The organism is Pseudomonas sp. DW-iso17 (genome assembly GCF_058725345.1).
Map to the genome: position 1 here is coordinate 49018 of NZ_JBZXEA010000010.1, position 11970 is coordinate 60987.

General features: G+C 61.5%; 8 protein-coding genes and 1 pseudogene. 1 reads left to right on the forward strand and 8 read right to left on the reverse strand.

Features of this window, described 5'->3' with window-relative positions; all coding sequences use genetic code 11:
• Positions 1 to 187 precede the first annotated feature (187 nt).
• Positions 188 to 457, forward strand: coding sequence for a DUF1652 domain-containing protein (locus tag AC4PS6_RS07650; protein WP_014718706.1), 270 nt, complete (start codon positions 188 to 190; stop codon positions 455 to 457).
• A 70-nt stretch (positions 458 to 527) separates the two neighbouring features.
• Here AC4PS6_RS07650 and AC4PS6_RS07655 read toward each other — a convergent pair.
• From AC4PS6_RS07655 to AC4PS6_RS07690, 8 genes and pseudogenes are all read right to left on the reverse strand, one after another.
• Positions 528 to 3121 (reverse strand): annotated as a pseudogene (locus AC4PS6_RS07655) (autotransporter family protein).
• 144 nt (positions 3122 to 3265) lie between these two features.
• Positions 3266 to 4204, reverse strand: coding sequence for a carbohydrate kinase family protein (locus tag AC4PS6_RS07660; RefSeq protein ID WP_020301116.1), 939 nt, complete (start codon positions 4202 to 4204; stop codon positions 3266 to 3268).
• Between the two features lie 12 nt (positions 4205 to 4216).
• A complete protein-coding gene (gene xylB, locus AC4PS6_RS07665) occupies positions 4217 to 5698 on the reverse strand; it encodes a xylulokinase (protein WP_336827349.1) in 1482 nt (493 codons plus the stop codon).
• Positions 5699 to 5833: 135 nt separating this feature from the next.
• Complete coding sequence (locus AC4PS6_RS07670) at positions 5834 to 7315, reverse strand: mannitol dehydrogenase family protein (protein WP_336827348.1); 1482 nt, start codon at positions 7313 to 7315, stop codon at positions 5834 to 5836.
• 18 nt (positions 7316 to 7333) lie between these two features.
• Positions 7334 to 8437 carry an ABC transporter ATP-binding protein gene (locus AC4PS6_RS07675; protein WP_058410658.1) on the reverse strand — a complete coding sequence of 368 codons (1104 nt, stop codon included), beginning with the start codon at positions 8435 to 8437 and terminating at the stop codon, positions 7334 to 7336.
• Positions 8438 to 8460: 23 nt separating this feature from the next.
• Positions 8461 to 9291 carry a carbohydrate ABC transporter permease gene (locus tag AC4PS6_RS07680; protein WP_005788583.1) on the reverse strand — a complete coding sequence of 277 codons (831 nt, stop codon included), beginning with the start codon at positions 9289 to 9291 and terminating at the stop codon, positions 8461 to 8463.
• A gap of 10 nt (positions 9292 to 9301) precedes the next feature.
• Positions 9302 to 10192, reverse strand: a complete 891-nt coding sequence (locus tag AC4PS6_RS07685; RefSeq protein ID WP_014718700.1) for a carbohydrate ABC transporter permease — start codon at positions 10190 to 10192, stop codon at positions 9302 to 9304.
• Positions 10193 to 10368: 176 nt separating this feature from the next.
• A complete protein-coding gene (locus AC4PS6_RS07690) occupies positions 10369 to 11679 on the reverse strand; it encodes an ABC transporter substrate-binding protein (RefSeq protein WP_020301120.1) in 1311 nt (436 codons plus the stop codon).
• Positions 11680 to 11970: the final 291 nt, after the last annotated feature.

Sequence of the window (11970 nt, forward strand, 5' to 3'; positions counted from 1 at the left end):
TGCCAAACAAGCCGTTTTCTTTAATATGAGCAAGCGGTTTGCTTATGAGGAAAGGTTACAACCACCCCGGTTTTTGCCGAGTAGGCTTACTGATTGAAAGCGTCTTCCAGGGTTGGCAAGACGTGGCAGGCAAGTGCCTGTCGGATACATATAACCGTTGGCAGTCTCAAAAAAGGAGAGGTTAGCCATGCTTTCAGAACTAGAGCTTCGCAGCATTATTGAAGGAAGTTTCCTGCCTAAACGGTGCGAATGCACCAAAGCCGAAGATGCCTCGTTGACGATCAGGGTCTACGACGATCGCGACCGGGATCGGGTGGATTTGGAAGTCAAAGGTATCCACCCTGACAAGCTCGACAGCAGCCGAGCGATTTGCAACCTGATCACCGGGTTGCGTGAAGACCTCAAGCAAAGCCACGCACCGGTACTGCAACGAGCCGGTGCTCGCGGTTATCACTAGCGGATGCTTGAGTATAAGTTGACCCCGTGGGCCTGGTAGTTGCCAGGCCCAATGTTGACGTCCTTCCTGTTTACCAGCGCGCTCTTACGCCGAAATTGCCACTGACACCCTCAAAGTTGTTGTCGTCCAGTTGGGTGCCATAGTTACCCTCCATATAAACACTGACCGTGGATGACAATTGAGCCACAACACCGATGCCCATATCAGCCGTGGAGGACTTGTGATCGCTCTTGATCCGGTCCACCCCGTCGAACGTCACCGTGTCGCTACCGCCGAAGGTGTGCCAGACATTCGCCCGTAGGTACGGCTCCACGGGTGTGTTGCTGATCAGATAGCGACCCTTGAGCCGTGCGCCGATGCGGCCGGTCCAATACTCCTGGGAGTCGAATGAGACCTTGGAAATGCCGTCTTGCTGGTTATCCAGATCGATCTTCTGGCCGATGACCTGGGCCTGAGGTTCCATCTCCCAATGCTCGGACAGCCTGAACGGGTAGCCGGCCTCGGCGGATAACGCCAGGGCGTGGCCCTTGGTATCCATCTTCACCCCTCGGTCGGACTTGTTGTCGCCATCCAGGCGGGTACCCATGGCCACCAGGTCGACGTACCAGCCGGTCGGATCGGTGAGTGTCCAGTAGGCGCCGAAGTTGTCGCCGTCGAGTTTGACCCGCCCGGAGCGATGGTTCTGCCAGCCCATTGCAAAGCCCTTCACGTCGCCGCGCAGGCGGCTCTGGCCGATAAAGAGGCCAAGGCGTTGCGTCTGCCCGCAGCTGGTTTCGGCGGCGTAAAGGTCATGGCCAACCTGATAGCCCTTGACCGTGCCGTCAAAACTCGGCGCCACGGTGCCCGACCAGCTTTTGTTGAAATCACTGCCATAGGCGCGGCCCCAACCTGCCGGCACTGCACCGGTCTCGGTCAGCAGGCTTTGCTCGCCCTGGCGTTCATGGAAGGTGCCCAGCGCCTGCAACGTCATCAGTTGCGCAGCGGGGATGTCTACGGAGTAGACCGGAACTTCCAGGCGATACAGTGGAATCGGCGCGGCACCCGCCACGGCGGTGGGAAGTACAGGGTTACTCGCCGCTGATTGCGGCGACGTGGCTGCAGCGACTTGGCTGGGCGGTGGTGCGGCAGGCTCGATTGGGGGTTGCGGTTGCGCAGTGGGCGGTTCCACGGAAGGTTCATCCGAGTCCACTACAGGGGGAGTGGCGGGGATCGGCGGCACCGGCACCACCACGGCCGGTGTCGGCGGTACGGGTGGGGCCGCCGGCGGTTGCACGGCCACCACTGAGGAGCGAAGGAACCAGCTGTTTTTCGTATTGGCAAGGGTGCCGCCCTTGAACAGCAGGTATTCATACGCCCCGGCGGAGACCGAGCCCTTCAAGGCAAACGCATCGTTGCTGCTGACGGCGCCGTTGAGTGCCTGGACCACTTCGATGCCGTTGTTCTGGGTCAGCCCGCCGATACCGCCGAGGTTGCTGACACTCAGTTGGGTGTGACCGCTGATGTTGCCGTCGGACACTACCAGCTTGTCGGTGGCAGAGTTTTCGTCGCCGAGTACGGTTTGCAGGTGCAGCTGGCCGTTGTTGCCCACGTAGTTACCATGCACCGTCAACACGCTGGTAGCGCTGTTGTCGGTGGTCATGTCGACAGTGCCGGCGTTATTGAGCGTCGCCAGTTGCCCGGCGGTGTAGGGGCGGATGCCGCCTTGCGCCACGGCCAGGGTACTGCTGCCGTCGATGTTGAACATGCCGGTATTGCTGCCACTGTCACCGAGGAAAAAATCCCCGGCCAGGTCCAGGCGCGAGTTTTTGGTGAGGCTGACGCGCTCCAAGCCGATGTAGCGGGCCGCGGTGCTGGATGTTGTCGCGTCGAAGATCAGCTGATCGTTGCCCAGGCCGCCATCGATAAAGGGCGTGTGGTTCAGTTTGCTTTCATTCAAGCCTTGCAGCAGGACCGTGTCGTCGCCATCACCCATCAATACCCGGGAGTTGATCCTGCCTTCACCCAGCCATTTGAACGTATCGTTGCCGACGCTGGCACGGATCTCACCATTAATCACGCCGCCGCTGACGGTGATGCTGTCATCGCCGCCGCTGGTGCTGATATTGCCGCCGATGGTGCCGCCGGAAATGATGATGGTGTCGGTGTCGAAACCGGTGACCAGGTTCTCCCGGATTTCCCCCCGGTCATTTCATAGAAGTTCTTGTCCAACTTCATATTGACCCGGCCAATTTTGCCACCGCGCTGGTAGGCCACATCGCCGTCTTCAAAAGCCTCGTCGATTATGCCGTCATACATTTCAAGCACGTCGCGGCCGTCGCCCTGGAACAGGCCGCCTATTCGCCCACCCATCATGACGACACGATCAACACCGTCGCCTTGCTGCACGATCCCGGTGACCCGGCCGTCGCGGATTTCCACCGTATCTATTCCAGGGCCAAAGGTCACATCGCCATTGATGGCGCCGCCTGTGGAGAGCGTCAGGCTGTTATCCCCGGAAAGATCGGTCAGGCCGGCACTGCTGCCGTTGTTACACGTATAGGTATCGTTGCCGGTTCCCGGGGTGAGAACGCAGGCGGCGTGGGAGGGTTGAGGGTTCATGTACTGCAATGAGATGAGGCCGACAGCTAAAACGGCCCGGGTCGAGAGACCACTGGGCTTTTGCATGGGTGTGTCCTGGGTTTGTTGTAATAACTGCTCCTGTTTTTGGGTTTAGCACAGTTTTCCAGTAGCGCAATTTTTTATGCATGGCGCGCAGGCCACGGAATACGTGGCCTGCGTGATGGCACTTTGAGTTTTTGCCCGCTCAGCTCAAGCCAGTTGTTGACGATAGGGCAGGTCTGGGCCGGTCTTGCCGCAGGTCAGGGCGGCAGCCCGGATCGCGAAGCCCAGCATGGCGTCGATCTGCTCGCGGCTCAGTCGTTGCAGCCCGTCAACCGAATCCAACTGCTGTTCCGTCAGCCACGCAATCAACGCCGCCTGGAAGGTATCACCAGCGCCCACCGTATCGGCCATCACCACCTTGACCGCAGGCTGCGACCAGCTGCCATGCTGGCGGCTGAACACCGACGCACCGTCGCCACCACGGGTGAGGAACACCAGTTGGCAGCGGTGTTGCAGCCAGCCTTGCAGCACGCTTTCCGGTGTCTGGTCGGGGTAGAGCAGGTGCAGGTCTTCGTCGCTGACCTTGATCAGGTCGGCGTGTTGCACCAGCTCTGCGACGCGGGCGCGCCACAGGTGGATATCGGGCTGCGGGTTAAGGCGCACGTTGGGGTCGAGGCTGATCAGACGCTTGCCGCTTTCACGCTTGACCAGGTTGAGCAGGGTGTCTCCAATCGGTTGCACCACCAGCGAAAACGAGCCCACATGCAGCCCGCGAATTTCATCGCCCAGGGGCGGCAGGTGCGTCAGTTGCAATTGCCGGTCGGCGCAGCCTTCGCCGCGAAAGCTGTACTGCGGCGAGCCATTGGCGCCCACGGCCACCATCGCCAGGGTGGTCGGCGCGTCGAACGCCACCAGAAAGCGTTCGCTGATACCTTCGTCATTCAGGACCTGCTGCAAGCGCCGTCCAAGGTAATCGGTGGACAGGCCGGCGAAGAGCCCCGACTCGATCCCCAGGCGGCGCAAACCCACCGCGACGTTGAACGGCGAGCCACCGGCAATCGCCTTGTAGTTGAGCTTGGCGGCCTGCCCGCTGGCATCCTCCTCGCTGAAGAAATCAAACAGCGCTTCACCACACACCAGATACATAGTTGCTCGCTCTCAAAGGGTTGCCACGTGCTGTTGATAACGCTCATACGCCTGTTGATAAGCGCTGACATGGGCAGCCACGGGTAAGGTGCGGCTGGCCGGGTCAATGCTCACGCATTTGTCGCACAGGCGGGCCAGCGGTTCGCCGCTCTGGCACCACGCCGCCTGGATCGCCGCGCCCAGGGCGGCCGCCTCGCTCTGTTCGGTACACACCACTTCGGTGTGCATGATATCGGCGACCATCTGCCGCCACAGCGGGCTTTTCGAGCCGCCGCCGATCAGACGGATGCTCTGGCTTTGCAGGCCGGTCTGGCGCAGCAGGTCGAGGCCATAACGCAGGCCGAAGGTGGTGCCTTCGACCACCGCGCGGCACAGGTTGGCACGGGTCAGGTTGGTCATGGTCAGGCCCTGCAGGCTGCCGGTGGCGTGGGGCAGGGCGGGCACGCGTTCGCCGTTGAGGAACGGCAGCATGCTCACCCCATCGGCCCCGATGGATGCCTGTTCGACCAGCGCGTTGAAGGCATCGAGGTCCAGGTCGAACAGCTCGCGAATCACCCCGGTGGCGTTGGTCAGGTTCATGGTGCAGATCAGCGGCAGCCAGCCGCCGCTAGAGGAGCAGAAGGTCGCCACCGAGGCCTGGGGGCTGACGTTAGGCTGGTCGGCAAAGGCATACACGGTGCCCGATGAACCCAGGCTCATGGTGATCACGCCGGGGGCGATATTGCCGGTGCCAATGGCGCCCATCATATTGTCGCCGCCACCACTGGACACCACCGCGTTGGGGTTGATGCCCAGGCGCTCGGCAATGGCCGGCAGGATCGTGCCCACCGCTTGGTCGGCTTCGATCAACGGCGGGAGCGCTGCCTCCAGGCGGCCGCTGGGGTCGATGTGCCTGAGCAGCGCCACATCCCAGGTGCGGCTGCGCACGTCAAAGTAACCGGTGCCCGAGGCGTCGCCGTACTCGGCGCAGGCGCGGCCGGTGAGCCAGTAGTTGAGGTAGTCGTGGGGCAGCAGGATATGGGCAATGCGTGCGAAGACGTCGGGGTGCTGTTCTCGGGTCCAGAGCAGCTTGGACACGGTGTAGCCCGGGGCGATGGCCACGCCCAGGCGCTCCAGGGACCCGCGTTCGCCACCCAGATGCTGCAGCAGCCGGTCGTTTTCCGGCGCGGTTTCGGTGTCGCACCACAACTTGGCCGGGCGCAGCACTTCACCTTGTTCGTCCAGCAGCACCAGGCCATGTTGCTGGCCGGATACGCCGATGCCGAGGATGTCCTGGCCGTCCACCCCGGCTTGTTGCAGGGCGCGGTGGGTGGCTTCGGTGAAGGCGTCCAGCCATTCCTGGGTGTGTTGTTCACGCCGGCCGTTGGCGCCGCTGATCAAGGTGTGCGCGGCGGCGCCCAGGCCCAGCACCTTGCCGCTGGAGGCGTCGAGGACGATGGCCTTGGTGCCTTGGGTGCCGCAGTCGATTCCGAGGAACAGGTTTTGCTGGGTCATGATGGAGTGCTCAGCATTATTATTGGGTTGAAAATACGGTCGATGTGGGAGCTGGCTTGCCTGCGATAGCGGTCCGGCAGTCATCACAGGGTTTACTGGACCACCGCTATCGCAGGCAAGCCAGCTCCCACCTGTTTAATCCGGTTTGTTCAGCAGGTTTTGTAGTGTGGTGGTGACGCCTTTGTCGCGCAGGCTTGCATAACACCGCTCGAACGCTGCCACAAACGCCGCCGACTTGGGAATAGCCGTGCCAAAAATCTCTTCCACCCCCAGCAACCGCTGGCTGATCAGCGCGTCATCGCTCACCAGGTCCTGGCAGAACGCTGCCCGCGGGTCCGGGATACTGTAGCGCGCGCCGTTTTCATCCACACCTTTCAAGTACAGCGCCCAGGCCGCCACCACAAGGGCGGCACGGTCCGTCTCGCGGCCGTCGGCAATCAGGCGGTTGATGGTCGGCACGGTGAACTTGGGAAACTTCGATGAACCATCGGAGCATACGCGCTCCAACTGGTCGGCAATCGCCTGGTTGGAAAAGCGATCCACCAGGGTCTGTTTGTATTCGGTCAGGTCGATACCAGGTACCGGCGCCAGGTTCGGCGTGACGTCCAGGTCCATGTAGGCGCGCATATACGCCACGAACACAGGGTCGTTCATGGTCTCGTGAACGAATCGGTAGCCCTTGAGGAACCCCAGGTACGTGAGGGCCAGGTGGCTGCCGTTGAGCAGGCCGATCTTCATTTCTTCGTAAGGCGTGACGTCATCGGTGAACTGCACGCCGACCTTTTCCCAGGCCGGGCGGCCGTTGACAAATTTGTCTTCCAGCACCCACTGCACAAACGGCTCGCACACCACCGGCCAGGCATCGTCGATCCCGTGCTGGTCATGCAGTTGCAGGCGGTGGGCGGTGCTGGTCATGGGCGTGATGCGGTCAACCATGGCGTTCGGGAAGCTCACGTTGGCCTTGATCCAGTCATGCAGGCCCGCGTCGTGCAGGGCGGCGAAGGCCAGCAAGGCCTTGCGGGTGACGGCGCCGTTGTGAGGCAGGTTATCGCAGGACATCACCGTGAAGGCCGGGGTGCCAGCGGCGCGGCGCTGGGTCAGCGCGGCGCAGATAAAGCCGAACACGGTTTTCGGCGCTCTCGGGTGCGCCAGGTCATGCTGGATCTGCGGCAGGTGGGCCATGAACTCGCCGTTGCTGTCATCGATGCAGTAGCCGCCTTCGGTGATGGTCAGCGAGACGATGCGGATCTGTGGGCTGGCGAGCTTATCGATCAGCGCTTGGGCGTCGTCTTCGGCCAGCAGCATGTCGCTGATCGAGCCGATCACGCGCACTTGCGTGTCGTCGGTGTCGCCCAGTTCATACAGGGTGAACAGGTAATCCTGGCCGGCCAGGTCGTCGCGGGCCTTGCGGTCTTCACTGCGCAGGCCCACGCCGCAGATGCCCCAGTCCAGGCCTTCGCCAGTGTTCATCAGGGCATCGGTGTAAAACGCCTGGTGCGCACGGTGGAAACCGCCGACGCCAATGTGCGCGATGCCCTGGCGGGTGTCGGCAATCGCATAGGCAGGCAACTGCACTTGGGGCGCCAGTTGGGTCAGGTTGACTTTATTCAATTTCATCTGGAAATACTCGCGAAATCAGGCGGCAGCGCGCAGTGGGCGGGCCACGGCGACGCCATCGGTGTCGAACAGATGGCAGTGCGCCGGGTCCAGGTGCAGCTGCAGCGTCTCGCCGTACTGGCTGGCCATGTCGCCACGGATACGCATGGTCAGCGGTTCGCCGTTGCGGGTGATGACGTGGCAGAAGGTGTCGCTGCCCAGGCGCTCGCCGACGTCGGCGGTGACGGTCAGGGTGGTTTGCCCGGGTGTGGCCATTTCCAGGTGCTCGGGACGAATGCCCAGGGTCACCGCGCTGCCCACGCTCAGGGTGGCGCCGCTCAACGGCAGGCTGATCAGAGTGCCGGCGTCCAGTTGCACCTCGCAGCCTTGGCTGTCGACGCGGGTGACCTGGCCCTTGAGGAAGCCCATCTTCGGCGTGCCGAGAAAGCCTGCCACAAACAGGTTGGCCGGCTGGTGGTACAGCTCCAGCGGCGAACCGACCTGTTCGATGCGCCCGCTGTTGAGCACCACCACCTTGTCGGCCAGGGTCATGGCTTCGACCTGGTCGTGGGTCACGTAGATCATGGTCGCTTGCAGTTCTTTATGCAGGCGCGCCAGCTCCAGGCGCATCTGCACGCGCAGGGCGGCGTCGAGGTTGGACAGCGGTTCGTCGAACAGGAAGATCTTCGGGTTGCGCACAATCGCTCGGCCAATCGCCACGCGCTGGCGCTGGCCACCCGAAAGTTGCTTGGGCTTGCGCTCCAGCAAAGGCCCCAGCTCAAGGATGCGCGCCGCTTCGCCGACTTTGCTCTCCACCAACTGCTTGTCGACACCCGCCAGGTCCAGGGCAAACGACATGTTCTTGCGCACGCTCATGTGCGGGTACAGCGCATAGGTCTGGAACACCATGGCCAGGTCGCGCTTGGCCGGGGTGACTTCGGTAATGTCGCGGCCATCGAGTTCGATGGTGCCGTCGCTGACTTCTTCCAGGCCGGCGATCAGGCGCAGTAAGGTGGACTTGCCACAGCCCGACGGGCCGACGAACACCACGAATTCCTTGTCGTTCACTTCCAGGTCGATGCCCTTGATGATGGAAAAACCTTCAAAGCCTTTTTGCAGATTCTTGATTTTCAGGTTGGCCATGATGGGCCCTCCGCTGGGAATTATTATTTGACGGCGCCAAAGGACAAACCGCGTACCAACTGCTTCTGGCTGATCCAGCCAAAGATCAGGATCGGCGCGCAGGCGAGGGTCGAGACGGCGGACAGCTTGGCCCAGAACAAGCCTTCGGGGCTGGAGTAAGAGGCGATCAAGGCGGTCAGCGGCGCGGCGCTGGAGGAGGTCAGGTTCAGCGACCAGAAGGCCTCGTTCCAGCACAGGATCAACGACAGCAGTACCGTGGAGGCCAGGCCACCCTTGGCGATGGGCAGCAGCACGCGCACCATTTCCTGCCACAGGGTGGCGCCGTCCAGGCGGGCGGCTTCGAGGATGTCCTTGGGGATGTCCTTGAAGTAGGTGTACACCATCCACACCACAATCGGCAGGTTGATCAGGGTGTAGATGATGATCAGCGCAATGCGCGTGTCCAACAGGCCAAAGCTCTTGGCCAACAGGTAGATCGGCATCAGCACGCCCACCGGCGGCAGCATCTTGGTCGACAGCATCCACAGCAGCGTGCCCTTGGTGCGCTGGGTTTCGTAGAACGCCATGGAATAGGCGGCCGGTACCGAAATGAGCAGGCACAGGGCGGTGGCGCTGAAGGAAATCACCACCGAGTTCCAGGCGTAGGCGAAGTAATTGCTGCGCTCGTTGATGTGCAGGTAGTTCTCCAGCGTCGGCGTGAAGATGAACTGCGGCGGCGTGGCGAACGCGTCGATTTCGGTCTTGAAGCTGGTCAGCACCATCCAGAAGATCGGAAAGAAAATCAGGATCGCAATGGCCCAGGCCAATGTGCCGAGCAACAGGCTCTGCAGGCGACGGGATTGTTGAAGCGTCATGGCGCGGCCCTCAAGGCTTGTCAGTCAGGTTTTTGCCGATCATCCGCACCAGGATGATCGCCGCGATATTGGCGATGACCACGGCAATCAAGCCGCCGGCCGAGGCCATGCCCACGTCGAACTGCACCAGTGCCTGGTTGTAGATCAGGTAGGCGAGGTTGGTCGAGGCGTAGCCCGGGCCGCCGTTGGTGGTGGTGAAGATTTCGGCGAATACCGAGAGCAGGAAGATGGTTTCGATCATCACCACCACGGCAATCGGGCGGGCCAGGTGGGGCAAGGTCAGGTGCCAGAAGATCGCAATGGCGCCGGCACCGTCCAGGCGTGCGGCTTCCTTCTGCTCCTGGTCCAGGGACTGCATGGCGGTCATCAGCAGCAGGATCGCGAAGGGCAGCCATTGCCACGACACAATGATGATGATCGACAGCAGCGGGTAATGCGCCAGCCAGTCCACCGGCTCGGCGCCGAAGAACTTCCACACGGCGGCGAGAATCCCCGACACCGGGTGAAAAATCAGGTTCTTCCAGATCAGCGCGCCCACCGTGGGCATGATGAAGAACGGCGAAATCAGCATCACCCTGACGATGCCGCGCCCCAGAAACTCACTGGCCTCCAGCAGGGCACTGATCAACACGCCGAACACCACGCTGATCAGCAAGACGCTGCCCACCAGCAACAGGGTATTGGTGGCGCCGGGCAGGAACCCCGAATCGGTGATGAAGTAGCTGAAGTTTTCCAGCCCCACGAATTGGTTTTCGCCGGGGTAGAGCAGGTTGTAGCGGATCAGCGAAAAGTACAGGGTCATGCCCAGCGGCACGATCATCCACAGCAGCAACAAGGCCACCGAGGGGCTGACGAGAAACCAGCCGGGGTTGGCCAGGCGGTTTTTGGTGGGTGTATTCATGGTGATCAGAACCAGTCAGATGCCTACAGAATCTGCGTCGGAGCGCGGTCACTGTGGGAGCTGGCTTGCCTGCGATGGTATCGCCTCGGTGTTACGGATAGACCGAGTCGTTTGCATCGCAGGCAAGCCAGCTCCCACAAAAGCTCTGCTCCTGTATTTGCGGTGGTGAGGCTGGTTTACTTGGGGTAACCAGCCCGCTTCATTTCCCGCTCGGTGGTGTTCTGCGCGGCGGTCAATGCAGCATCGACGGTCTGCTGACCGGTCAGCGCCCCCGAAAAGAACTTGCCCACCTGGGTACCAATCGCCTGGAATTCAGGAATGGTCACCAACTGGATACCGATATACGGCACCGGCTTCTCGGTCGGCTTGGTCGGGTCGGCCACTTTCAGCGATTCCAGCGTCACCTTGGCGAACGGCGCGGCCTTCATGTACTCGTCGCTATAGGTGGATTGGCGGGTACCCGGCGGCACGTTGGCGATGCCATCGGTCTTGGCCACGAGCTGGCCGTATTCCTTGGAGGTGGCCCAACTGGTGAACACCTTGGCGGCGTCCCTGGCCTTGGAACTGGTGGGGATCGCCAGGCTCCAGGAGTACAGCCACGACGTGCCCTTGTCGGTTTTCTCATGGGGCGCGAAGGTAAAGCCGACATGGTCTGCGACCTTGCTCTGGCTCTTGTCGGTAACAAACGAGCCGGCCACGCTGGCATCTACCCAAATCGCGCATTTGCCGCTGTTGAACAGCGCCAGGTTTTCGTTGAAACCGTTGCTGGAGGCGCCCGGCGGGCCGGATTTCTTCATGTTGTCGACGTAGAAGTTCAGCGCGTTCTTCCACTCGGGGCCGTTGAACTCTGGCTGCCACTTCTCATCGAACCAGCGCGCGCCGAAGCCGTTGGCCAGGGTGGTGATCAGCGCCATGTTCTCACCCCAACCGGCTTTGCCGCGCAGGCACAGGCCGTATTGCTCTTTGGATTTGTCGGTGAGTTTGGCGGCGAATTCGCTGATCTGGCTCCAGGTCGGGTGCTCAGGCATGCTCAGCCCGGCGTCCTTGAACAGGTCGGTGCGGTAATAGGTGATCGAGCTTTCGGCATAGAACGGCAGGGCGTACAACGAGCCCTTGACCGACAAACCGTCACGCACCGAAGGGAACACATCGTCGAGGTCGTAGGAAGCCGGCAAGTCCTTCATCGGCTCCAGCCACCCCTTGGCGCCCCAGAGTGCGGCTTCGTACATGCCGATGGTCAACACATCGAACTGCCCGCCCTGGGTGGCGATGTCGGTGGTCAGGCGTTGGCGCAGCACGTTTTCTTCGAGCACCACCCAGTTCAACTTGATCTCCGGATGCTCGGCCTCGAAGGTTTTCGAGAGCTTCTGCATGCGGATCATGTCGCTGTTGTTGACGGTGGCAATGGTCAGGGTTTGCGCGCCAAGGCTGACGGCGCTGAGGGTCATGCAGGTGCAGGCAAGCAATGCTTTTGCTGTGAACTTCATCGCGCACTCCATTTCCGCGCCCAGAGGGCTACAGAAGGACGGTTATTGTTGTTGTGTCTTCCTACGAGAAGTCAGGAAGAGTGTGCGTTGATTACAGCCTTCAAAAGCGGCGGTGACAAATCCTTGGGCGCACGCTCACTGATACTTTTTTGCACTCATCGACCACCTGATCGTTCCCACGCTCCGCGTGGCAACGTCGCTAGGGACGCTCTGCGTCCCGGGGTGACGCAGAGCGTCACGGAATGCATGCCCACGCAAAGCGCGGGAACGATCCTCAGTGCAGTGCTTAAC

Excerpts from the sequence above, each read along its gene's own strand:
- AC4PS6_RS07650 (WP_014718706.1), top strand. The coding sequence starts at position 188 with ATGCTTTCAGAACTAGAGCTTCGCAGCATTATTGAAGGAAGTTTCCTG.
- AC4PS6_RS07660 (WP_020301116.1), bottom strand. The coding sequence starts at position 4,204 with ATGTATCTGGTGTGTGGTGAAGCGCTGTTTGATTTCTTCAGCGAGGAG.
- xylB (WP_336827349.1), bottom strand. The coding sequence starts at position 5,698 with ATGACCCAGCAAAACCTGTTCCTCGGAATCGACTGCGGCACCCAAGGC.
- AC4PS6_RS07670 (WP_336827348.1), bottom strand. The coding sequence starts at position 7,315 with ATGAAATTGAATAAAGTCAACCTGACCCAACTGGCGCCCCAAGTGCAG.
- AC4PS6_RS07675 (WP_058410658.1), bottom strand. The coding sequence starts at position 8,437 with ATGGCCAACCTGAAAATCAAGAATCTGCAAAAAGGCTTTGAAGGTTTT.
- AC4PS6_RS07680 (WP_005788583.1), bottom strand. The coding sequence starts at position 9,291 with ATGACGCTTCAACAATCCCGTCGCCTGCAGAGCCTGTTGCTCGGCACA.
- AC4PS6_RS07685 (WP_014718700.1), bottom strand. The coding sequence starts at position 10,192 with ATGAATACACCCACCAAAAACCGCCTGGCCAACCCCGGCTGGTTTCTC.
- AC4PS6_RS07690 (WP_020301120.1), bottom strand. The coding sequence starts at position 11,679 with ATGAAGTTCACAGCAAAAGCATTGCTTGCCTGCACCTGCATGACCCTC.